Origin of the sequence: Streptomyces sp. NPDC101490 (genome assembly GCF_044767145.1) — a bacterium.
Classification (GTDB): Bacteria; Actinomycetota; Actinomycetes; order Streptomycetales; family Streptomycetaceae; genus Streptomyces.
The window spans coordinates 117,777-139,580 of sequence record NZ_JBIWNI010000018.1; the positions used below are offsets into that span (position 1 = coordinate 117,777).

20 protein-coding genes are annotated in these 21,804 nt (G+C 74.6%); 8 read left to right on the forward strand and 12 right to left on the reverse strand.

The features are described 5' to 3' along the window. A complete protein-coding gene (locus ACIRQY_RS26850) occupies positions 1-984 on the forward strand; it encodes a helix-turn-helix transcriptional regulator (RefSeq protein ID WP_351788450.1) in 984 nt (327 codons plus the stop codon). A gap of 43 nt (positions 985-1,027) precedes the next feature. Here the strand turns inward: ACIRQY_RS26850 and ACIRQY_RS26855 are convergent, their stop codons facing one another. The 9 genes from ACIRQY_RS26855 to ACIRQY_RS26895 all read right to left on the reverse strand — a co-directional run bounded on the left by ACIRQY_RS26855 (position 1,028) and on the right by ACIRQY_RS26895 (position 8,686). Next, positions 1,028-1,288, reverse strand: a complete 261-nt coding sequence (locus ACIRQY_RS26855) for a hypothetical protein (protein ID WP_403930173.1) — start codon at positions 1,286-1,288, stop codon at positions 1,028-1,030. A 352-nt stretch (positions 1,289-1,640) separates the two neighbouring features. Beyond that, positions 1,641-2,546, reverse strand: a complete 906-nt coding sequence (locus tag ACIRQY_RS26860) for a copper resistance D family protein (protein ID WP_403930174.1) — start codon at positions 2,544-2,546, stop codon at positions 1,641-1,643. A 68-nt stretch (positions 2,547-2,614) separates the two neighbouring features. Continuing rightward, complete coding sequence (locus ACIRQY_RS26865) at positions 2,615-2,830, reverse strand: EF-hand domain-containing protein (protein WP_351788442.1); 216 nt, start codon at positions 2,828-2,830, stop codon at positions 2,615-2,617. A gap of 126 nt (positions 2,831-2,956) precedes the next feature. Beyond that, positions 2,957-4,150 carry a YncE family protein gene (locus ACIRQY_RS26870; protein ID WP_351788439.1) on the reverse strand — a complete coding sequence of 398 codons (1,194 nt, stop codon included), beginning with the start codon at positions 4,148-4,150 and terminating at the stop codon, positions 2,957-2,959. Beyond that, positions 4,150-4,923, reverse strand: coding sequence for a polysaccharide deacetylase family protein (locus ACIRQY_RS26875; protein ID WP_403930176.1), 774 nt, complete (start codon positions 4,921-4,923; stop codon positions 4,150-4,152). Before ACIRQY_RS26875 ends, ACIRQY_RS26870 begins: the two co-directional genes overlap by 1 nt. 443 nt (positions 4,924-5,366) lie before the next feature. Further along, entirely contained in the window at positions 5,367-5,885 is a 519-nt protein-coding gene (locus ACIRQY_RS26880; RefSeq protein ID WP_403930178.1) for an ATP-binding protein, read from the reverse strand. Positions 5,886-5,944: 59 nt separating this feature from the next. Next, complete coding sequence (locus ACIRQY_RS26885) at positions 5,945-6,712, reverse strand: enoyl-CoA hydratase-related protein (protein WP_351788431.1); 768 nt, start codon at positions 6,710-6,712, stop codon at positions 5,945-5,947. A 104-nt stretch (positions 6,713-6,816) separates the two neighbouring features. After that, a complete protein-coding gene (locus ACIRQY_RS26890) occupies positions 6,817-8,454 on the reverse strand; it encodes a hypothetical protein (RefSeq protein ID WP_403930180.1) in 1,638 nt (545 codons plus the stop codon). A gap of 37 nt (positions 8,455-8,491) precedes the next feature. After that, positions 8,492-8,686 carry a hypothetical protein gene (locus tag ACIRQY_RS26895; RefSeq protein ID WP_015032212.1) on the reverse strand — a complete coding sequence of 65 codons (195 nt, stop codon included), beginning with the start codon at positions 8,684-8,686 and terminating at the stop codon, positions 8,492-8,494. 307 nt (positions 8,687-8,993) lie between these two features. Here ACIRQY_RS26895 and ACIRQY_RS26900 point away from each other — a divergent pair, with 307 nt between their 5' ends. The 3 genes from ACIRQY_RS26900 (at position 8,994) to ACIRQY_RS26910 (ending at position 15,248) form a co-directional block, all read left to right on the forward strand. Next, the gene (locus ACIRQY_RS26900; RefSeq protein WP_351795377.1) at positions 8,994-9,386 is read left to right on the forward strand and encodes an ankyrin repeat domain-containing protein; all 393 of its coding nucleotides are present in this window, start codon (positions 8,994-8,996) and stop codon (positions 9,384-9,386) included. A 256-nt stretch (positions 9,387-9,642) separates the two neighbouring features. After that, positions 9,643-11,058: a HEAT repeat domain-containing protein gene (locus tag ACIRQY_RS26905; RefSeq protein ID WP_403930183.1), complete on the forward strand. Its 1,416-nt coding sequence runs from the start codon at positions 9,643-9,645 to the stop codon at positions 11,056-11,058. A gap of 452 nt (positions 11,059-11,510) precedes the next feature. Continuing rightward, positions 11,511-15,248, forward strand: a complete 3,738-nt coding sequence (locus ACIRQY_RS26910) for a hydantoinase B/oxoprolinase family protein (RefSeq protein ID WP_403930184.1) — start codon at positions 11,511-11,513, stop codon at positions 15,246-15,248. A gap of 3 nt (positions 15,249-15,251) precedes the next feature. On the opposite strand, the gene ACIRQY_RS26915 is transcribed toward ACIRQY_RS26910, so the two are convergent. Genes ACIRQY_RS26915 through ACIRQY_RS26925 form a run of 3 tightly spaced genes read right to left on the reverse strand, consistent with a single transcriptional unit; the run spans position 15,252 to position 17,637 of the window. Then, positions 15,252-16,115 carry a biotin-dependent carboxyltransferase family protein gene (locus tag ACIRQY_RS26915; protein ID WP_403930186.1) on the reverse strand — a complete coding sequence of 288 codons (864 nt, stop codon included), beginning with the start codon at positions 16,113-16,115 and terminating at the stop codon, positions 15,252-15,254. Then, the gene (pxpB, locus tag ACIRQY_RS26920; protein WP_403930188.1) at positions 16,112-16,837 is read right to left on the reverse strand and encodes a 5-oxoprolinase subunit PxpB; all 726 of its coding nucleotides are present in this window, start codon (positions 16,835-16,837) and stop codon (positions 16,112-16,114) included. The genes ACIRQY_RS26915 and pxpB overlap by 4 nt, the downstream gene beginning before the upstream one ends. Then, a complete protein-coding gene (locus tag ACIRQY_RS26925) occupies positions 16,834-17,637 on the reverse strand; it encodes a LamB/YcsF family protein (RefSeq protein ID WP_403930190.1) in 804 nt (267 codons plus the stop codon). The genes pxpB and ACIRQY_RS26925 overlap by 4 nt, the downstream gene beginning before the upstream one ends. 154 nt (positions 17,638-17,791) lie before the next feature. Between ACIRQY_RS26925 and ACIRQY_RS26930 the strand changes: the two genes are divergently transcribed. The 4 genes from ACIRQY_RS26930 (at position 17,792) to ACIRQY_RS26945 (ending at position 21,772) form a co-directional block, all read left to right on the forward strand. Continuing rightward, positions 17,792-18,502: a GntR family transcriptional regulator gene (locus ACIRQY_RS26930; protein WP_403930192.1), complete on the forward strand. Its 711-nt coding sequence runs from the start codon at positions 17,792-17,794 to the stop codon at positions 18,500-18,502. 68 nt (positions 18,503-18,570) lie between these two features. Beyond that, a complete protein-coding gene (locus ACIRQY_RS26935; RefSeq protein WP_351795397.1) occupies positions 18,571-20,115 on the forward strand; it encodes a hypothetical protein in 1,545 nt (514 codons plus the stop codon). Between the two features lie 353 nt (positions 20,116-20,468). Continuing rightward, complete coding sequence (locus tag ACIRQY_RS26940) at positions 20,469-20,864, forward strand: hypothetical protein (RefSeq protein WP_403930193.1); 396 nt, start codon at positions 20,469-20,471, stop codon at positions 20,862-20,864. Next, positions 20,861-21,772: a hypothetical protein gene (locus tag ACIRQY_RS26945; RefSeq protein WP_403930195.1), complete on the forward strand. Its 912-nt coding sequence runs from the start codon at positions 20,861-20,863 to the stop codon at positions 21,770-21,772. The genes ACIRQY_RS26940 and ACIRQY_RS26945 overlap by 4 nt, the downstream gene beginning before the upstream one ends. Positions 21,773-21,804: the final 32 nt, after the last annotated feature.

Sequence of the window (21,804 nt, forward strand, 5' to 3'; positions counted from 1 at the left end):
GTGGACGAGGTCTCGTCGCTCGATCAGCACACCCTGGGGGTGTACCGCGCGATCCTGTTCCACAAGGAGCTCGATCCGCAGCGCCTGGCGGAACTCCTCGACTGCACGTGCGAGAAGGTGGACGAGGCCCTCGAACTGCTGACGCGCCTCTCGCTGCTCGCGCCCTCCCGGGACACCCCGGGCCGGATGCGCGCGGTGAACCCCTCGCTCGGCCTGAAGGTGCTGCTCCAGCGGGAGGAGCGCGAGCTGGCCTCCCGGCAGCAGCGGATCGAGCAGAACCGGGCGGCGCTCGCCGCCCTCGCGGCCGAGTACACGGCCTCGGGCCGGTCGGGCGGTCTGGACGGCGCGGAGCACCTCGACAACGTCGACGACATCCGCATCCGCCTGGAGGCCCTGGCCGAGTCCTGTACGTACGAGTCGCTGGCCTTCCATCCCGGCAAGGCGCTGACCCAGGAGTCCGTCGAGGCGGGCCGCCCGCTGAACGAGCGGGCGATGGAGCGGGGGGTGCGGTTCCGCACGATCTATCTGGACAGCGTCGCGGGTGACCGGGTCACCCGGGGGCACGCCCAGTGGATGGCGGAGCGGGGCAGTGAGATCCGCACCTCGCCGACGCTGCCGATGCGGCTGCTCATCGTGGACACCTCGGCGGCGGTGGTCGCCGGGCTGCCCGGCCAGGCCCAGCCGTCCGCACTGCTCTTCAGCAGTCAGCCGGTGGTCCTGGCCATGCGGGCCCTGTTCGAGGCCTACTGGGAGCACGCCTCCCCGCTGGACGGTCCCGGTGACGCCCTCCCGGGTGGGCTCACTCCCCAGGAGCGCAAGCTGCTCCAGCTCCTGGCGAGCGGTCTGACCGACGATGCCGTGGCGCGTGCGCTGGGCATCGGGGTGCGGACGGAGCGGCGGATCGTGGCGGACCTGATGGAGCGGCTCGGGGCGTCCAGCCGGTTCGAGGCGGGGGTGCAGGCGACCCGCAGGGAGTGGCTCTGAAGCGGGGCGGCGGCGAGGGCGGCGGTCGTGGCGTTCATGGCGGTCAGTCCCTGGGAGCGGTCGGCCAGACGAAGTCGTCCGGGAGGTCGACGACGCGGCACGGCAGGCCGACGCCCGGCAGGCAGGGCAGTACGGGCTTGGGCGGCACGGGCCAGACGAAGTCGTCCCCGCCCCGGGTCACCTTCGTCGGCGCGGTGGTCGCCGCCTGGGCCGGGGCCGCGGCGAGGAACCCTCCGAGGACGGCGGCGGCGACGGTGGCGAGCACGAGGGGGGAGCGACGGGAGCGACGGGAGCGACAGGACATGTGGATCTCCGTTCCAGGTCCGGGTGCGGTACGGGTGCGGCGTACCCGCGTGTCGTGACTTCCTTGGCGGCCGGTGGCTTTTCAGCCGTCCCGGCCGCACACCCAGAGGAAATCACTGCCGGGCCCCCGGTGTCCGCTTCCGGACATGCCAGGAAGCTGCCTGGCAAAGAGCTGCCTCACGACCTGCGGAAAAAGCAATGGTCTAGTCCGAGTGGACCCTCGCCTTCCGGCCAAAAGACCAGGTGGGGGGCGCGCGTCGATCAGTCGTGCGCCGGGCTGTGATCCGGCCATCGGTGGGGGTACGGCAGCGGGGTGGAGGACCGGGGACCGGCAGGGCACCGCCGGGTGCCGCTCAGGGGGCGATCCCGTGCGGGTCGGGGACCACGGTCAGCAGCGCCGAGACGACCAGGATCGCCACCAGGACGGAGACCTCCACCCGGGCCGGGCCCTGCGCGTCCCCGCCCGAGGTCATCCGGCTCCGGGCGGCGAGCGCCAGCAGGCTCGCACCGCCGAACAGGGCCAGTTTCACCAGCAGGACGCGCCCGTAGGCGGTGCTCAGGACGGCGTCGAGGGGCAGCTTGCGCAGGGTGGAGACGGTGCCGGTGACGGCGAGGGCCGTGTACACCCAGGCGGCCATCCGGGCGTACCGGGCGAGGACCTCCCGGCCGCCGCCGCGCAGCCGCATGACGCGCAGGACGTAGAAGAGCGTGCCGGTCCAGAGGCAGGCGGCGGTGAGGTGCACCAGGGTGAGGCAGGTGCCGAGGAAGGGGGCTCCCTCGGGGTGGGCGCGCAGTGCCTCGGCTCCGATGGCGACGGCGAGCGGCAGGGCGGCGAGGCCGGGGCGCCGGGAGGAGGCGCAGAGGGCGGCGAGGACACAGGCGTTGGCCGTGACGAGCAGGAGGCGGCCCTCCCGGAGTCCGTACACGACGCTCGCGCTGAGGCCGCTGACGGCGACGAAGAGCAGCAGGATTCCGGCGGAGGCGGCGGCGGCGAGGAGGGCGGCGGGGACGGCCAGGGCCCTGGGCCGCGCTCCCTCGCCCGCGAAGCGGCGTCCGGTGATCTCTCCGACGGGCACGGCCAGACCGGTGAGCAGCAGGAGCCGCAGCAGGGTGGTGGTGCCGGCCGCGGGGGTGCCGAGTTCACCGGTGCCGTACTGGGCGAGTCCGCCGCCCAGCAGGGCGACGGCCAGGACGGCGACCGCGGCGAGCGCCGCTGCGGTCAGCCGGCTCGGGGTGCCGAGAGGTCCGGGAAGCGTCACCGGACGATCGTCACCGAGCCCCGGACGGGCGGCAACTCAGCGCCGCGCCGCCCGCCGGGGCGGGTGGGTCAGGCCTTGTTGAGGCCGGCCCAGAACTCGTCCCAGGAGAGCCTGCCGTCGCCGTTGCCGTCACGCTGCTTGATGAGGGCCTCGGCGACCGTCTCGGTGACGTGGAAGTCGCCCAGCTGCGCCATGACGCTCTTGTACTCCGCGGCGGTGATGAAGCCGTCCCCGTCCACGTCGTACCGGTTGAATGCCGTGCGTGCCGACTCGATGTCCGCCACTGCTTCCGCCCCTTCTTGGTGCTTCTCTGACGGGGTCAGATTAACGGGCCGGGTGGGGCCGGATGAGGGGGGTGGGGCCGCTGCGGCCCCACCCCCCTCCCGTTCGTGCGCTCCGGTCGGGTCCGGTCAGCGGAAGATCCCGGTGTGGCCGAGCGAGTAGCGGCCCGGCTGCGGGTAGACGGCGAGTCCGTGGGGGCCGCTGCCGACGGGGATGCGGGCCAGTTGCCTGCCGCTGGTGGTGTCGATGGCGTACACCTCGGAGTTGTAGCGGCCGGAGAGCCAGAGGACCTTGCCGTCGGCGGAGACGCCGCCCATGTCGGGGGAGCCGCCGTCGGGCAGCCGCCACTTCTTGGTGAGCTTGTTCCTGGTGAAGTCGAAGACGGAGACGGTGCCCTCGCCCCGGTTGGAGACGTACATCTCGCGGGAGTCCCGGCCGACGTAGAGGCCGTGGCAGCCCTTGCCGGTGGGCAGCAGGGTGGGGGTGGTGAACTTCTCGCCGTCGAGGACCCACATGCCGTTGGCCATCATGTCGGCGACGTAGAAGGTCCTGCCGTCCGGGGAGATCTTCACGTCCTGCGGCATGGCCCCCTGGAAGGGGAGCTTCTGCTGGCCGACGACCTCCATCTTCTCGGTGTCGACCTTGAGGAGTTCGCCGGAGAACTCGCAGGAGACGACGAAGTAGCGTCCGTCGGCGGAGAAGTCGGCGTGGTTGACGCCGTAGCAGCTGACCGGGACGGTCTTCTTCCGCTCCATGGTGTGCGGGTCGCGGAAGACGAGTTCGCGGTCCATGCTGGCCATCACGACCGCGTACCGGCCGTTGGGCGTGAAGTAGAGGTTGTACGGGTCGTGGACCTCGACGGGCTTGCCCGCCTTGCCGGTGGCGGGGTCGATGGGGGTGAGGGTGTGGCCCCGGTTGTTGTTGACCCAGAGGGTCTTCAGGTCCCAGGAGGGCACGACGTGCTGGGGCTGTGTGCCGACGGGGATGGTCTCGACGACCTGGTAGGTGGCCGGGTCGATGACGGAGACGGTGTTGGAGCCGGTGTTGGGGACGTACACCCGGGAGGGGAAGTCCTTGACGACCGGGGAGAGCCGGTCGGGCCGGTCGGCGGCGTAGACGTCCTTGGGGTCGAGGAGCGGGGGCATCCCCGGCAGTCCCGGCGGGACGGCGGGCCGCTGCGCGACGGGGGCCTCGGCCCGTCTGACGGGGGCGGCGCCGTTGCCGGTGTCGCCGCCGCCGCAGCCCGCGAGGGCGGTGAGGAGGGCGGCGGTGAGGAGGGTCCCGGTCCGCCGTGCGAGGTGTCTCCGCGTGGGGTGTGCCATCAGGTCAGCAGCTCCGTGGTGGTGACCGCGCGCAGTCCGCGGCGGTCGAGGTCGGCGAGGAGGAGGGGCAGCGCGGCGGCGGTGTCGGGATAGCCGAAGTGCAGGCTGACGACGGACCCGGCGCGGACCGTCCCGGTGACGTTGCGGACGACGGCGGCGGCGCCGGGCGAGGTGAAGTCGAGCGAGTCGACGTCGTACGAGAGGACGTGCGGGTATCCGGCCCGGCGGGCGGCGCGCACCACGGCGGGGGCGGCGTGCTGGGTGCGGGAGGGCCGGAACCAGGTGCCGACGGAGCCGGTGAGGCGGCGGAGCCGGTCGGCGCAGGCGGCGATCTCGGCGTGGGCCTGGTCCTCGGTCATGTCGTTGACGTCGATGTGGTGCTGGGTGTGGTTGCCGAGGTCGTGGCCGCCGTCGAGGACGCGGCGGGCGAGTTCGGGGTGGGCGTCGAGCCAGCTGCCGACGGCGAGGACGGTGACGCGGGCACCGGCCTTCTCGGCCTGGGCGAGGAGGGTGCGGGCGAGCGCGGGGTCGCCCTGGCCGTGGAAGGTGAGGGCGACGCGGGGCCGGTCGCGGGGGCCGTGGGCGATCTCGACGGGCTGACCGGGGAAGCGCCGGGGCGCGGGGGCGGCGGAGCGGGCGGCTTCGGGGGCGGGGCGCCGGACGGCGGCGGGCGCGGCGGGGCGGGGGTCCGTGCCGCAGGCGGTGGCGAGGGCTCCCGCGAGGGCGGCGGCCGCTCCCGCCCTGAGGACTCCTCGGCGGTCGGTCGGCTTCACGCGACCATTTAAGGGCGATAGCGACCGTTTGGTGGAGATTAGGCCAATCAAGGACGTTTGTGAGTCCAGAATAAGCGTCCACTATGCGGACAAGCCCGGGAAACAATCGATGAACCGCATAGCCATTCATTGTTTGCAAGGCAGGTGCCACACGTCACCAACGATTTACCGTCTAACTATACCAGTTTCGTCCAGTTTGCCCCACTAAAGACTTTTGGCGAGGCGGCCTCTTGTCTGTCATAGTCGGAGCCAAGACCCCCTTGACCCGGGCCAGGTCGACAGAGCGGCCGTGGATACACCCCCCCGTCCACGGCGCATCACACGGAAGCCCCCTACTGCCTCACCACGGCGCACGGGGGCTTCCGTGCGTCCGGGGACGGTCGGCCACCACCACGGGCGGCGTCGGGCGTGGGGGCCTCCGCGCGCGAAGGCGGTCGGCCCGCTCAGGGGCGGTCGGCGACCCTCATCTCGAACCAGGTCGTCTTGCCCCGGGGCGCCAGGTCCACGCCCCAGCGGTCCGAGAGCTTGTCCACCAGGAAGAGGCCCCGCCCGCTGGTGTCCAGTTCGTGCACCGGCATCAGACAGGGCAGTCCGCGCGAGGGGTCGCGCACCTCCACCCTGATCCAGCCGCGCCGCCGCTGGAGCCGTAACGCGAAGACCCGGGCGCCGGTGTGCCGCACCGCGTTCCCCACCAGCTCGGAGACGAGCAGCACCGCGTGCTCCGTGATCTGCGGGCCCAGCGACCACTCCCGCAGCACCACGTGCCGGGTGAGCCGCCGCGCCACCCACGCGGACTCCGGACGGGACGGGAGACGCACATCCTCCTCGGCCGGGTTGCCGTACAACTCCACTACGTGAGCGGCCTGTTCGTCGTCCGCGGCCGATGACCACCGCGCTGCGGCGGCGCTCGCGCGCTGCCACGGTTGTTCTCTGCCCTCCAGGCCCGCCATGCCCCCCATCATGGCCGCACCGGCGCGTCCGCGGGGGCCGTTCCCGTGGATCGGCCCCCCGGAACGGCCCGTCAGACGAACTTCGCCTTCCCCGGGCCCTCCTCGACGAAGCTGCGCATCCCGCGCTCCCGGTCCTCGGTCGCGAACAGCGCGGCGAACCAGGTCCGCTCGATGGCGAGACCGGTGTCGATGTCGGCCTCCAGACCCTGGTCGACGGCCTCCTTCGCGGCGCGCAGCGCGACCGCGGGACCCCGTGCGAGCCGGGCGGCCCAGGCGTGCGCCTGCTCGTACACCTCGGCCGCCGGGACGACCCGGTCGACCAGACCGAGCGTCAGCGCCTCGTCCGCCTTCACCATCCGGCCGGTGAAGATGAGGTCCTTCGCCCGGGAGGGGCCGATCAGCCGGGAGAGCCGCTGGGTGCCCCCGGCGCCCGGGATCAGACCGAGCAGGATCTCCGGCTGGCCCAGCCTGGCGTCGTCGGCGGCGATCCGGTAGTCCGCGCAGAGCGCCAGCTCGCAGCCGCCGCCCAGGGCGTAGCCGGTGACGGCGGCGACGACCGGCTTGGGGATGCGGGCGACGGCGGTGAACGCGTCCTGGAGGGCACGGGACCGCTTGACCATGGCCACATGGTCCATGACCTGCATCTCCTTGATGTCCGCGCCCGCCGCGAACACCTTCTCCCCGCCGTACAGGACCACCGCGCGCACGTCGTCGCGGTCGGTCGCCTCCTGGGCCAGCTCGCGCAGCCGGTCCTGGGTGGCGACGTCCAGGGCGTTCATCGGGGGGCGGGCGAGCCGGATCGTGCCGACGCCTTCGGCGACTTCGAGGTTCACAGTCATGGGAGGAAGGTTAGTGGCCGTTAACGGCCGGGGGGGGGGGGGGGGGGGGGGGGGCGCCCCCCGCCCCCCCCCCCCCCCCCCCCCCCCCCCCCCGTCCGCTGTCCTCAGCCCTCGGCGGGGACCGGGGTCTGGAGGGTCGCCGGGCCCGGGTCCGGTTCGACGGGGGAGACAGGGGAGGAGGGGGAGACCGGGGAGGCGGTGGCGGCGGGGACGGTCTTGATCACCGACACGGCGGCCGTGAGCCGCTCGGGGAGCAGATCGAGGACGGCCCGCCGGTGCGCCTCGCTCGTCGCCTCGTCGTACGGGTCGGGCGTGGCGGGCACCTGGAGGCGCAGTACGGGTCCGGTGCCCAGGCGCGCGTAGCCCCGGCCGGCCGGGACCTCGGGCGTCGGCGTGGTGTGCGGCTCGGCGCCCAGGACCGCCGCGATCTGCTCCGGCGAGGCCGGGCCGAGCGCGATCCGGGCCCTGGTGTGGGTCCGTACCGCCTCGCTCAGGGTGTCCGCGCTGTCGAAGTGCTCGGCGACCACCACCGTGACCTGCGCGGCGCGCCCGTGCCGCAGTGGCACCTGGAGCAGGTCCTGCGGGTCGGGGCGGCCGTCGGCGGCGGCCAGGTGACCGAGGACGCTCGGCCGGTCGAGGAGGATCCAGAGCGGGCGCCGGGTGTCCTCGGGGGCCGCGTGCCCGGCCTGCCGGGCACGGTTGGCGGAGATCAGGCGCCGTTCCGTCTCGTGCGCCGCCCACTCCAGGCTGGTCAGGGCGCCGGAGAGGCCGCACTCGACGGCCAGGACGCCGTCCCGTCCGGTGAGGCACGCGTACTCGCCCGTCCCGCCGCCCTCGACGACGAGGACGTCACCGTGGGCGAGGGCCTGGAGCGCGATCGAGCGCAGCAGGGACGTGGTGCCGCTGCCGGGCTGGCCGACGGCGAGGAGGTGGGACTCGGCGGAGCGGGGGCCGGTGCGCCAGACGACGGCGGGGGCGTCCTCCGTGCCGTCCGTGCCGACGACGGGCACGGTCCGCCGTACGGCGTCCGCGTCGGTGAAGCCGAGGACGGTCTCGCCGGGCATGGTCACGAAGTGCTGGGCGGCGATGGTGGTGGGCAGGGCGGGCAGCACGCTCATCACCAGCCGGTTGCCCTCCTCGTCCCAGTCGAAGCGGTACTCGCGGCCGCGCCCGGACTTGGCGTGCAGCAGCTGCTCGATGCGCGCGCGTGCGGCGGGCTCGCCGTCGGTGAAGTACGGGGGGTAGGCGATCCTCAGCCGGGTGAGCCGTCCGTCCCCGTCGAAGGCGTACTCCGCGAAGGCGCCGCTCCAGTCGCCGCCGTGGGCGAAGAGCGGGGCGGGGTCGTCGGCCACGGAGAAGTACGGCACGAGGGCCTCGTAGAGACCGCTGAGACGGGCGGCCTCCGCGTCGTCCGGCCCGGTCTTGACGACCGGGCGCTCACGCCCCTGCCAGGCGGCCGCGCCCATGACGGCGACGAGGGCTAGGAGGGGGCCGTACGGTGCGAGGACGACGACCATGACGCAGGCCGCGACCAGGAACAACGTGGGACCACGCCGGTCCTTGGGGGTCGCGGCCCACTTGGCGCGCGCGGTCGCGGCCAGTTTCCGCAGACCGCGGGAGACCGTGATCAGCGGATGGAGCACGTCGGTGGCGCTGTCGGCGGCCGTGCGCGCGATCTCTCGACTGCGAGCGATCTGTGCGCTGCCGCTGCTCAGAATGCGGGGGAGTGGTCGCCGGGCCACGGGGTGCTCCTGTGGTGGTGGAAGGGACGGAAGGGCGTCAGAACTTGATCCCGCCCAGGAGACCGGCGAGGCTCTGGCCGCCCGCCGTGATGCTCGGGGCGATGGCCGTGCCCGCGAGGTAGAAACCGAACAGCGCGCTGACGAGGGCGTGCGAGGCCTTCATCCCGTCCTTCTTGAAGAACAGGAAGCAGATGATGCCGAGCAGGACCACGCCTGAGATGGACAGGATCATTGGTTGTTCTCCTGGTTGAGGGGACAGTCACCATGAGTCCTTCCAGGTTCACGGCAAGTATCTATATGACTAAAGCTGCATATGGGTGAAAAACGGTTGATTTCACTTCACCGGCGGACAGAGGGAGGCCTGCCGAGTGGCGAAATATCCGGCGTGCGCTAGGAGGGCGCCGGGGATGTATTGCCGTGATCTTTGCCTCGGTGGGGCGAGGTCATGTCGGTGGACGGGCAGTACCCTGTCGATTCACTCGTACGGCTGCGCTTGCCGTGCACAGGCCAACACTGCAGGAGAGAGGCGGTTCCACCCGATGAGCGACACTCCGGACCCCGAGGTCATCGAGCTGGCGTCCAAGGTCTTCGACCTCGCCCGGGCCGGGGACGCCGACGCGCTGGCCGCCTACGTCGACGCGGGGGTGCCGGTGAACCTCACCAACGACAGGGGTGACTCCCTCGTCATGCTCGCCGCCTATCACGGCCATGCCGCCGCGGTCTCCGCCCTCCTCGCGCGCGGAGCCGACGCCGACCGCGCGAACGACCGCGGGCAGACCCCGCTCGCCGGTGCCGTCTTCAAGGGCGAGGAGGCCGTGATCCACGCCCTCCTGGCCGGTGGCGCCGATCCGGAATCGGGCACTCCATCGGCCGTGGACACCGCACGCATGTTCGGCAAGACGGAACTTCTCGACCTCTTCAGTGCCCGGTGAACGGCCACTGAACCCCAGGTGGGAGCGGCGTCGTAAATGTGGTCGCGTCGGCGAAATGGGTGGGTCATCATGACGTCGGGCCCGGCAAAACGGGTCACTGACGAGAGGCTGAGGAAGATGATCACTGCCAAGCGGAACACGACGAGCGGCCCGACATGTCGCCGCACGACCTAGGAGTACGGGCCGCTCAGCGCCCTGCCCCGGTCATCCCGGCATCCCCCGGTCGTGTCGACAGCTTGATGTGAGGCGTCTCCCCATGTTCGAACCAGTCATAGCGCCGAGCGGCACTCTGCTCGGCCTGCTGCAGCGGGGCCGCGGCGACGGCACCCTGCACGCGCTCGCCGCGCCACGCGCCGAGGCCCTCGCGGCCCTCAACCACTGCGTTCTCGACGATCCCCGCCATGACTGGCAGGTCGAGAACCGCTCCCTCTACTACGCCCGTCTCTACCTGGACCTCCACGGAGGTCTCGACGAGATCGAGGCGCACCTCTTCGGCGCCGAGGACCACCTCGACACCGAGGAGTCCAGGACCGGGCTCGCGCTCGCCGTCCTCGGCCACCTCGCGTCCTACGGACGCCAGGACGCCCTGCTCCTGCTCCGCCGCTACGCGGCGACCGGCACGAACTGGGCCTGGGCCCTGGACGAGCTGGCGCTCCGCGACGACGACACCGGACTCCGCGCCCTCGCCCTGCCCGTGCTGGCCCGGTTCCCGGCCGACGCGGAGGGCGCCGCCGAACTCGCCGCCGTCGTCCGTGACGCCTTCGAGCCGCGCCCCTGGCGACTGTGGGCGGAAGACCCGCGCGAAACCGTCGGCGCCCGTGTCAGGGCCGCCGGGGAACAGGGCTCCTTCGACCGCTGGCAGCGCCAGATGCGTCCCTCGGGCCCGCGCCCCGGCTGGAGCGTCCGCGCCGTCCTCGACTGGGCGCAGGAGGGGTACGAACGCGGGGCCGTGCTGTACGGGCCCGCCGCCCGCTGCCTCACCGCCGTCGCGGGACCCGAGGACCGGCCCGAACTGCTCGCCGCCGCCCGGGGCGCCGCGCCGGGAGCCCGGGGCGCCGCCCTGCACCACCTCGCCGAGTCGCGCGACCCCGCCGTCCTCGATCTCGTCGAGGCGGCCGCCGACGGGGACTCCCACGAGGTCGCCGAGGCCGCCGTCGCCGCGTACCGGCGCATGTGCGGCGAGGACGCCGTCGCCCGCGCCCGTGCCTGGGTACGGAGGACGGACGCCCTCGGTGTCGCCGCCGCCGACGTGCTCGCCTGCCGAGGCACCGCCCAGGACTCCCCCTCCGTCCTCGGCGCGCTCCGCGGCACCGTACGCTCCGCCGGTCCCGACGCGCCCGCCCTCGCCGGGCTCGTCGACGGCGCCGGCCGCCTCGGGATCGCCTGCGCGGCCCCCGTGCTGCGCCATGTCTACCGTGAGACGACCTCCTCCCAGCTCCGTGGTCGGGTGGCCCGCGCGCTCGCCGCCACCGACCCCACCTTCGCGACCGGTTTCGCGGTCGAATGCCTCTGGGACTGCGAGGAGACCACCCGCGAGGTCGCGGCCGAGCACGCCGAGACCGGGGACGTGCGCGTCGCCGAGCGATTGCGCCGCCTCGCCGCGGACCCGGCCGAGGAGGCCGAGGTCCAGACCGCCGTGCGCAACCGGATAGGCCCGGACCTCCAGGTCTGACCGGCCCCCTCCGGGGCGGCGCGGCCCGCGGTGGAACCCTCCACCGCCGTGGCCCCGCCCCGGAGCGGCGGCCGACCGCCGTGCTCGGGCGGTGAGGCTCCGTACCCGGCCCTCGTATGCCGGGCCTTCGCGTGCCGGGCCTTCGCGTGCCGGGCCTCGCATGCCGGGCCTCGCGGACCGGCCCTCGCCCATGGCACACCGCCCGCCCGGGGGAGCCCCCCCCGCAGCCCCGACCCGCGCCGAGAGCCTCCTCCGGCTCGCCACCGTGGGCACCCGACGGGTCCCGCGCCGCGGCACCGGCCCGCTCCCGTGGCTCTTCCCGCTCGTCGCCGCCGAACCGCCACACATGGCCGACGGCACCGCACCCGACACACGGCACACGGCACCCCACCGGCCCGCTCGACGGGCGCGGACGCCGCCCCCGCCACGGCTCTCGCGGCCACAATGGAGGGATGGACGACCGCTGGGAGTTCTGGATCGACCGGGGCGGCACCTTCACGGACGTCGTGGGGCGGCGGCCCGACGGGCGGCTCGTCACCCGCAAGGTGCTCTCCCACGACCCGGCCCGCCGCGCGGACGCCGCCGTCGCCGGAATCCGCCTCCTCCTCGGCCTGGGGCCGGACGATCCCGTCCCCGCCGACCGGGTCGCGGTCGTCAAGATGGGCACCACCGTCGCCACCAACGCGCTCCTGGAGCGGCGGGGCGAGCCGACCGTCCTGCTGATCACCGAGGGCTTCCGTGACGCCCTGCGCATCGCCTACCAGAACCGGCCCCGCATCTTCGACCGGCACATCGTGCTGCCCGAAGCGGTCTACGCGCGTGTGATCGAGGTCCCCGAACGGATCGACGCGCACGGCCGGGTCGTCCGGGCGCTGGACGAGACGGCCGTCGCCGGGGCGCTGGCCGTGGCCCACCGCGACGGCCTCCGCTCCGCCGCCGTCGTCCTCCTGCACGGCCACCGGTACCCGCGGCACGAGACCCGGACCGGGGCTCTCGCCACCGCCGCCGGATTCACACAGGTCAGCTGCTCGCACGAGGTCAGTCCACTCATCAAACTGATCCCGCGCGGCGACACCACCGTCGTCGACGCCTATCTGTCGCCGATCCTGCGCCGGTACGTCGACGAGGTCGCCCGCGAACTCGCCGGGATCCGTCTCATGTTCCTCCAGTCCAACGGAGGGCTGCGGGAAGCTGCCCACTTCCGGGGCAAGGACGCGGTCCTGTCCGGACCGGCCGGCGGTGTCGTCGGCATGGCCCGCACCTCGGAGCGGGCGGGCCACGACCGGGTCATCGGCTTCGACATGGGCGGCACCTCCACCGATGTGTCGCACTACGCGGGCACCTTCGAGCGTGAACTCGGTACACAGGTCGCCGGGGTCCGGATGCGGGCACCGATGATGAGCGTCCACACCGTGGCCGCGGGCGGCGGCTCCGTCCTCCACTACGACGGCCGCCGCTACCGGGTGGGACCCGACTCCGCGGGCGCCGTTCCCGGGCCCGCCTGCTACCGCCGGGGCGGCCCGCTGACCGTCACCGACGCCAACGTCATGCTCGGCCGGGTCCAGCCCGCCCACTTCCCCGCCGTCTTCGGGGAGACGGGCGACCGGCCCCTCGACGCCGACGTCGTACGGGAACGGTTCACCGCCCTGGCCGAGGAGGTGGGCGGCGGCCGGACCCCCGAGGACGTCGCCGCCGGATTCCTGGAGATCGCCGTCCTCAACATGGCCAACGCCGTCAGGAAGGTCTCCGTCCAGCGCGGCCACGACGTCACGAGGTACGCCCTCACGAGCTTCGGCGGCGCCGGGGGACAGCACGCCTGCGCCGTCGCCGACGCGCTGGGCGTCGAGACCGTCCTCGTCCCTCCGCTGGCCGGGGTCCTCTCCGCGTACGGCATCGGGCTCGCCGACGCCACCGCGATGCGCGAACGGTCCGTCGAGGCCGGACTCGACGCCCCCGGCACCCCCGCGCGCGTGACGGCCCTCTGCGCCGAACTCGCCGACCGGACCCGCGCGGAACTCCGCTCCGACGGCCTCGCGGACGGGGCGATCACCACACACGCCCGCGTACTCCTGCGCTACGAGGGAACGGACGCGAGCCTCCCGGTCGACCTCGCACCCCCGCACCGCATGAAAAGCGAGTTCACAGCCGCACACCGTGCGCGGTACGCCTTCACCCTGGACCGGCCCCTCGTCGTCGAAGCCGTCTCCGTGGCGGCCGTCGGCCGCGCCGGACCCCACGCCCCCGTCCGCCCCGCCCCGCCCGCCGACACGCCACGGCCCACCCCCGACCCCGGCACGGCGGCACGGACCGGCCCGAGCACCGGCAGCGCGCGGACCGGCCCGACACCGGGCACGGCACCGGCCGGACCCCCCGTACCGCACACCACCATCCGTATGCACAGCGCCGGAACAGCGCACGAAGCCCCGCTCCACCGGCGCGAGGACCTGCGGCCCGGCGACACCGTGGACGGGCCCGCGCTCCTCGCCGAGACCGACGCCACCACCGTCGTCGACAGCGGCTGGCGGGCCACCGCGACCGGCACCGGACACCTCCTCCTGCGCCGCGTCACCCCGCGCCCCGCGCGCGTGGCGGCCGGAACGGACGCGGACCCGGTCCTCCTGGAGGTCTTCAACAACCTCTTCATGGCCATCGCCGAGCAGATGGGCGTCCGCCTGGAGAACACCGCACAGTCCGTCAACATCAAGGAACGCCTCGACTTCTCCTGCGCGCTGTTCGACGCCCACGGCAACCTCATCGCCAACGCCCCCCACATCCCCGTCCACCTCGGCTCCATGGGCGAGACCGTCAAGGAAGTGCTGCGCCGGCGCGCCGACGACCTGCGCCCCGGCGACGTCTACGCGGTCAACGACCCGTACCACGGCGGCACCCACCTGCCCGACGTCACCGTCATCACCCCGGTCTTCGACGCCGACGTGCCCGCCACCGGCGGCCCACGGCTCCGCTTCCTCGTCGCCTCACGCGGCCACCACGCCGAGATCGGCGGGATCACCCCCGGTTCCATGCCCGCCTTCAGCCAGACCGTGGACGAGGAGGGCGTCCTCTTCGACAACTGGCTGCTGGTCCGCGACGGACGGCTGCGCGAGACCGAGACCCGGGCGCTGCTCACCGACGCCCCGCACCCCTCCCGCGACCCCGCCACCAACCTCGCCGACCTGCGCGCCCAGATCGCCGCCAACGAGAAGGGAGTCGAGGAACTGCGCCGGACCGTGGAGGAGTACGGGCTCGACGTCGTCCAGGCCTACATGCGGCACGTCCGCGCCAACGCCGAGGAGTCCGTCCGCCGGATCGTCGCCCGCCTCCACGACGGCACCTGCCGCTACGAGACCGACGACGGCGCGGTCGTCCGGGTCGCCGTCCGCGTCGACCGCGAACGGCGCTCCGCCGTCATCGACTTCACCGGCACCTCGCCCCAGCTCCCCGGCAACGCCAACGCCCCCACGGCCGTCGTGACGGCCGCCGTCCTGTACGTCTTCCGCACCCTCGTCGACGAGGACATCCCGCTCAACAGCGGCTGCCTCGAACCCCTGGACATCCGCGTCCCGCCCGGCTCCATGCTCGCCCCCGTCGCCCCGGCCGCGACCGTCGCGGGCAACGTCGAGACCTCCCAGGCCGTCACGGGCGCCCTCTACGCGGCCCTCGGCGTCCAGGCCGAGGGCTCCGGCACCATGAACAACGTCACCTTCGGCAACGCGCGCGTGCAGTACTACGAGACCGTCGCCAGCGGTTCGGGCGCGGGCGACGGCTTCGACGGCGCCGACGCCGTCCAGACCCACATGACCAACTCCCGGCTCACCGACCCCGAGGTCCTGGAGTGGCGCCACCCCGTCCGGGTCGACGCCTTCTCGGTACGGGAGGACGGCGGCGGGCGCGGCCACTGGCACGGCGGACACGGGGTCGAGCGCCGCCTCCGCTTCCTGGAACCCATGACGGTGACCCTGCTCACCGGACACCGCAGGGTCCCCCCGTACGGCATGGCGGGCGGCGAACCCGGCGCCCTCGGCGAGAACAGCGTGGAACGCGCCGACGGCACCGTGGAGCGCCTCGGCGGCCGGGCGGCCACCGACGTGGGTCCCGGCGACGTCCTCGTGCTGCGCACCCCCGGCGGCGGTGGCTACGGCCCGCCGCCCCGGAGCCCCCGTGGCACGGCCCCCGGCGACGCGCCCGAATGACCGTCAGCGCCCCGGCACGAACCGCACCGGCGTCCCCGGCACCGCCTGCGCCGCCGCGCCCAGATCGGCCTCCCGCACCACGCCGACCACCGGATAGCCCCCGGTCGTCGGATGGTCCGCGAGGAACACCACCGGGCACCCGTCCGGCGGCACCTGCACCGCCCCCAGGACCATGCCCTCGCTCGGCAGTTCGCCCGGCACCGCCCGCTCCAGGGCCGGTCCCGAGAGGCGCAGTCCCACCCGGTTGCTCGCCGGGGACACCCGGTACGCGCGCGTGGCGAGGGTCCGCAGCGCCGGGCCGGTGAACCAGTCGTCGCGGGGCCCGAACCGTATCCGCAGGACGAGCACGTCCGGCGGGCCCGGCCACGGGGACGTGTCGACCGGTCCCGGCACCCCGGCGACCGGCCCCAGCGGCAGCACCGTGTCCGCCGTCAGCGGCGCGGGACCGAGCCCCGACAGCAGGTCCGTGGAACGGCTGCCGAGCACCGGCTCGACGTCGACACCACCAGCGAACGCCACGTACGACCGCAGCCCGCGCACGGCCGCGCCGACCTCCAGGACGGCCCCCGCGGGCACCCGCAGCGCCGTCCCCCAGGCCGCCGGGCGCCCGTCCACCCGCACCGGACAGGGCGCCCCGCCCACCGCGACGGTGACCGCCCCGCGCGGGCGCAGCGCGCAGCCGTCCACCGTGGTCTCCAGGACGGCGGCCGTCTCCGGGTTGCCGACGAGCCGGTTCACGAGCCGCGCGGCCTCCGGGTCGAGCGCGCCCGAGCGGCCCACCCCCACGTGCGCGTGGCCGGGGCGGCCCAGGTCCTGGACGGTGGTCAGGGCCCCGGCCCGTACGACGGCGAGGGCCCGGCCGCTCATCGCCCGCCCTCCGCCCCGGGTCCGGACCCCGAGGACCCGTCCGCCGCCGAGCCCCGCCAGGGCGCCGTCCCGGCGGGCCCCTTCCGCCCGGGAACACCCGCCTCCGTGAACCGGACCAGGGTGCCCGGCGAGAGCAGCGCGGCCGGTTCCCGGTCCGCGTCCCAGAGGACGGCGTCGGTCGTGCCGATCAGCTGCCAGCCACCAGGGGAGGAACGCGGGTACACGCCCGTGTACGGCCCCGCGAGCGCGACCGATCCGGCGGGCACCGAGGTGCGCGGCGTCGCCCGGCGCGGCACCGCGTACCGCTCGCCGAGGCCCGTCAGATAGCCGAAGCCCGGAGCGAAGCCGCAGAAGGCCACCCGGAACTCGGCCGCCGTGTGGAGGCGCACCGCCGCCTCGACGGACACCCCCCAGTGCGCCGCGACCTCCGCAAGGTCCGGACCGCCGTACCGGACCGGGATGTCGACGGCCCGGCCCACGCGCGCGGGGACCGGCCCCGGATCCCAGCCGGTCAGCTCGGCCGCGAACCGCTCCGGGTCCGCCACCCCGTCGAGCAGGACCGTCCGCGCGGCGGGCACGATCTCCCCCACGGCGGGCAGCGTCCCGGCCGCCCGCCGCCGCAGCAGCCCCGCGTGGAACGCCTCCGTCGCCTCGCCGTCGCGCAGCTCCACCAGGAGCGCCCGCTCGCCCACCCGCAGCACGCGCGTGCCGGAGTCCGTCATACGAACGCCTCCACCCGTATCCCGGCGGCCTCCAGACCTTCCCGCACCCGCCGTGCGAGGTCCACGGCGCCCGGGGTGTCGCCGTGCAGGCACAGCGACCGGGCCCGCACGGCGACCGCGCCGCCGCAGTGCGCCGTGACCACCCCGGGTCCGGCGAGGGCCAGCGAGCGCTCCACGACCGCCTCCGGGTCGCTGACGACCGCGCCCGGCTCGCCGCGCGGCAGCAGGGACCCGTCCGCCCGGTACGCCCGGTCGCCGAAGGCCTCGGCGACCACCGGCAGCCCCGCCGCCGAGGCCGCCTCGTGCAGCCGTGACCCCGGCAGCCCCAGGACCGGGAGCGTCCGGTCCGCGAGCAGCACCCCCGCCACGACCGCCGCCGCCTGTTCCCCGTCCCGGACCACGCGGTTGTACAGCGCGCCGTGCGGCTTCACGTACGAGACGCGCGAGCCCGCCGCGCGGGCGAACACCTCCAGGGCGCCGATCTGGTAGGCCACCTCGGCCGCCAGCTCCGCCGCCGGGACGTCCATGGCGCGCCGCCCGAAACCGGCCAGGTCGCGGTAGGAGACCTGGGCCCCGATCCGCACCCCCCGCGCGGCGGCCAGCTCGCAGACCCGGCGCATGGTGGCCGCGTCCCCGGCGTGGAAGCCGCAGGCGACGTTGGCGCTGGTCACCACCGAGAGGAGCGCCTCGTCGTCGGTGAGCGTCCAGCGGCCGAAGCCCTCGCCGAGGTCGGCGTTCAGATCGATCGAGGGACCGGCCGGGGACTCCTCGGCCGGGCGCGGGCTCGCTGGCGTGCGCATCTGCACCTCACAGGGGAGCGTGCCGGGACGGCACGGGGGACCGGGCGGCGGGGACCGCACGGCGCCGTCAACGTAGAGGATCGTTCAACAATCCGACAAGACCTCCCGTCGGCCGCGTACGATCCCGCACACGACGTACGAGGAGGAGCGCGCCGTGACAGTGGGCGAAACCCGGGACCTGGCCGACGACCGGGTGCTGCTCGGCCGCACCAGCACGGCGGAGCGGGTCGCGGACGTGCTCCGCACCCGGATCGCGGAGGGCTGGTTCCCGCCCGGCACCCGGCTCTCCGAGGACGCCATCGGCGGCGCCCTCGGGGTCTCCCGCAACACCCTGCGCGAGGCCTTCCGGCTCCTCACCCGCGAACGGCTCCTCGTCCACGAGCTCAACCGGGGCGTCTTCGTCCGGGTCCTGGCCGTCGAGGACGTCGACGACATCCACCGCACGCGCCGCCTCGTCGAATGCGCCGTCGTGCGCGGTCTGGGACGGCCGCCGTACGCCCTCGACGGGCTCACCGCCGCCGTCACGGAGGGCGAGAGCGCCGCCCACGCGGGCGCGTGGGCGGACGTCTCCACCGCCAACATCCACTTCCACCGGGAACTCGTCGCCCTCGCGGGCAGCGCGCGCACCGACGAGCTGATGCGGGGCGTCCTCGCCGAACTCCGCCTCGCCTTCCACCTCGTCGGCGACCCCCGGCCGCTCCACGAGCCCTACCTCGCCCGCAACCGGGAGATCCTGGACGCGCTGCGCGCCGGGGACCGGACCACCGCGGAACGCCTCCTCGCCCGCTACCTCGACGACTCCCGCGCCCGCGTCACGGCCGCCTACGCGCGGGCCGTGGAAGCCCCGGGCGGCCGCGCGGGCTGAGCCCCGCGGCCGGGTCCGCATCTGCGCCGTTTCGACCGTTGTCAGTTCGAGGACCTAATCTGTCCACCGTGACTTCGCCTGCCTCGACGGACCTCGCTCCGCCCCAGCTCAGCGCGGGGCCGCGGCCCGCGCAGGGTCCGGCCGCCGACGAAGGGCTCGCGCGGCGCCTGCGCGCGCTCGCGTGCACCGCCCCGCTGCACGACCTCGACGCCCGCAAGGCGAACCTGGCGGGCGAGTACACGGTCTACGCGATGGCCGAGGTGGCCCTCGCCGCGATCGACCTCATCACGCTCAACATGGACTTCGACACCGGCGCCGACCACGAGCAGATAGTGGCCAGGCTGCTGCCCCGCGTCGCCGCCCAGGCCCCCCGGCGTCCCGCCGCCGAGCACGAGCGGGTGGCCCGCTGGGTCCTGGAGAACCTGATCAACGTCGGCAGCGTCGACCGCGGCTTCCGCGCCGTCTACGGCACCTTCGGCACCGACGGGGTGTACGTCCGCAGGGACTACGACTTCAAGCTCATCGAAGAGGTCCCCGGCTACGGCGGCGGCGTGTACCTCCGCACCACCGACGAAGCGGTCAACGTCCTCGTCGGGGCCCTCGACACGGACGTCACCAGCGCCCAGATCGCCGCCGAGGTGAAGCTGGAGGTCCTGATCGACCGGGGCCGCCTCGCCGACGCCCAGCTCGCCGCCGAGCAGGCCCGCTACCGGACCGTCCAGTACGCCGAGACCCTCCGCAGGACCCTGGACGCCACCCGGCGCAACGTGCGCGCGGTGGACTGGCTCCACACGGTCCCCGACATGATCGCCGAGGCCCTCGATCACGTCGCCGACCGCTACCGCCACGAGAACGCGATCCTCACCAACATCCGCCGGGTCCGGGACGAGGCCGAGGCCGCGTCCGACGCCAGGACGGCCGAGCACAAGCGGCGCGCCGCCGAACTCGTCGACATCGTGAAGGACTGCATCCGGCGCCACACCCAGCTCCAGTCCCGGCTGCTCGACGCCGGACCGCTCTTCCGCGCCGAGCAGGACCGGCAGGCGTTCGCCGCGCCCACCGTGTACACCGGGCTCGACCTGTACGGACAGCTCGTCGCGCCCACCCTGCCGCTCCCCGTCGAACAGGCCGCCAGGGTCACCGACGCGTTCTTCGCCCGGGGCACCGGACTGCGCACCCCCGCCTCCGTCCGCCTCGGCGACCTCGTCGACCTGCTCCTGACCCCGCCCGTCGAGCGCGAGCACCTCGGCGCGGAGATGCCCGAGCCCGACCTCATCGCCACCCCCGACGACTCCCGCTTCAGCGAGGAGCAGCTGACGGAGGCGCTGCGGCTGCTCGACCTGGAGCACGACGCCCCGCGCCGCCTCTCCGGGCTGCTCGCGGAGGCCCGGGACATCGACGCGGAGCTGCCGTACCTGGTCGCGCTCCTCGCCGTGCACGCGGCGAGCCCCCCGGTCGGCACGGCCTACCGGCAGGGCGAGGAGCGCCTCCTGTTCGCCGTCGACGACGGGACCCCGCTGGACGACGCCGAGTTCGGCGGCGCCGACCTCATCGTCGGTACGGCCCTGCTCGACGCGGCGGGCATGGCCGCCGACCGCTCGGAGGCGACGTGACCCCCGTCCCCCCGCCCCCGACGACCGCCCCTCCCGCCCCGGCCCCGTGCCGGGTCCCCGCGCGGCAGCCCGAACCGGCCCCCGCGCGCGTACCGACCCCCGCGCGCGTACCGAAGCCGAACCCCGGACCGAAGCCCAACCCCGGACCGGCACCGGAGCCGGCCCCCCGACCCGAACGGGCCACCGGTCCCGACGCCGTACCGGACCCTGGCACCGGCCCCGCGCCGGTCCCCGACCCGGATGCCCCACTCACACCGGTCCCGGACACCGGGACCGCCCCGGACCGGGGCGCCCCGCGCGCGCTGCTCCCGGCCGCCGCGCTCGTGACCCTCCCGGTTCCCGAGGGCTGCCCCGTGCCGTCCCCGGCACCGGAGGCCGGCCCCGTACGGCTTCCGCACCCCGGGGTCACGCCCCGCCCCGGACCCCGTCTCGCCCCCGTCCTCGTCGAGCCGCCCCGTGTCGCCGACGGCGCCGCCGGTGCGGAGGGCCGCGGTGAGCCGCCCGCGCCCGGGGAGGGCGACGCCCGGCCCCGGCTCGGGGTCGTCGCCGTGCCCGTCGCCCCGCGCGCGGGGGCCGGGCGGCGGCAGGGACCGCCCACCGTGCGGGCCGTGCGCCTCGCCGACGGACCGGCCGCGCCCGGGGAACGCCACGCCGCCCCGGCGGCCGTCACCCCCGTACCGCTGCCCGTCCCCCGGGCCGTACCGACCACGACACCGACCGAGAGCCGCACCGAGGAGCCCCAGCCGTGAGTGAGACCCACGCCGAGCACGCCGACGCGTGGAGCGAGCAGGAGCCCCCGCAGCCCCCGGCCGCCTCCCCGGGCGGTGCCGCCGCCCCCGTCACCCCCGCCGACGCCGCCGACGCGGCCCGGCTGGTCTCCTTCGGCCTCCAGCCGAAGCTGCTGCCCGCCCGTGACGCCGAGTACGGCGAACTGCTCCGCCGCTACCGCGAGAACCCCGCCTTCGCGCGTCTCGCCGACGCCGTCGCCACCGGCCTCGGCCTGATCGTCCTGGAGGTCTCCCCGCGCGCGGGGATGGCCGTCACGGCGGGCGAGGACTCCGTCTTCGCCGTCCGCATGGGCGACTACGCCCGCCGGGCCTCCACCGACTCCGCCGACCGCTTCCTGCACGGTCTGGCCCACCTCGCCGTCGCCACCATGGCCTTCCCCCGCCCCGAGGACCTCGCGGACGACGCGTACATCGGGCGCCTCACGGTCAACGGCGTCGACGCGTTCGTACGCCAGGCCTGTCTGCGGCTCGAACAGCGCGCCGAGGAGCAGGGGGAGAACACCGACCCGGCGACCGACGCCCCCGGCCTGGAGGCCGCCTGGCGGATCTACGCGCGCCGCAGCGCCACCGGCGCCACCAAGGACGCCCGCCGCCTCGCCGGTTCGACCACCGGCATCGTCGGCAAGGCAGCCGCCTTCCTCACCGACTCCGGCTTCCTCCAGCGCACCGGGGACGAGGGCGGCGGCTCCTACCGCACCACCGCCCGCTACCAGCTCCAGGTCCGTGACATGGCGGGTTCCGCCGCCATGGCCGAACTCCTCGAACTCGGCGTCGTCCCCGTCAGCGACGGCACCGCGACCCTCCTCCCGCCGCCCGAGGGCGACGACCTGGAGCTCGCCGCCGACGCCGGCCTGCCCTTCCACGCGTAACCCGCGCACCACCCGAACGAGACGACGAGAGT

Excerpts from the sequence above, each read along its gene's own strand:
- ACIRQY_RS26880 (WP_403930178.1), bottom strand. The coding sequence starts at position 5,885 with ATGATGGGGGGCATGGCGGGCCTGGAGGGCAGAGAACAACCGTGGCAG.
- ACIRQY_RS26895 (WP_015032212.1), bottom strand. The coding sequence starts at position 8,686 with ATGATCCTGTCCATCTCAGGCGTGGTCCTGCTCGGCATCATCTGCTTC.
- ACIRQY_RS26910 (WP_403930184.1), top strand. The coding sequence starts at position 11,511 with ATGGACGACCGCTGGGAGTTCTGGATCGACCGGGGCGGCACCTTCACG.
- pxpB (WP_403930188.1), bottom strand. The coding sequence starts at position 16,837 with ATGACGGACTCCGGCACGCGCGTGCTGCGGGTGGGCGAGCGGGCGCTC.
- ACIRQY_RS26885 (WP_351788431.1), bottom strand. The coding sequence starts at position 6,712 with ATGACTGTGAACCTCGAAGTCGCCGAAGGCGTCGGCACGATCCGGCTC.
- ACIRQY_RS26855 (WP_403930173.1), bottom strand. The coding sequence starts at position 1,288 with ATGTCCTGTCGCTCCCGTCGCTCCCGTCGCTCCCCCCTCGTGCTCGCC.
- ACIRQY_RS26905 (WP_403930183.1), top strand. The coding sequence starts at position 9,643 with ATGTTCGAACCAGTCATAGCGCCGAGCGGCACTCTGCTCGGCCTGCTG.
- ACIRQY_RS26925 (WP_403930190.1), bottom strand. The coding sequence starts at position 17,637 with ATGCGCACGCCAGCGAGCCCGCGCCCGGCCGAGGAGTCCCCGGCCGGT.
- ACIRQY_RS26915 (WP_403930186.1), bottom strand. The coding sequence starts at position 16,115 with ATGAGCGGCCGGGCCCTCGCCGTCGTACGGGCCGGGGCCCTGACCACC.
- ACIRQY_RS26900 (WP_351795377.1), top strand. The coding sequence starts at position 8,994 with ATGAGCGACACTCCGGACCCCGAGGTCATCGAGCTGGCGTCCAAGGTC.
- ACIRQY_RS26870 (WP_351788439.1), bottom strand. The coding sequence starts at position 4,150 with ATGGCACACCCCACGCGGAGACACCTCGCACGGCGGACCGGGACCCTC.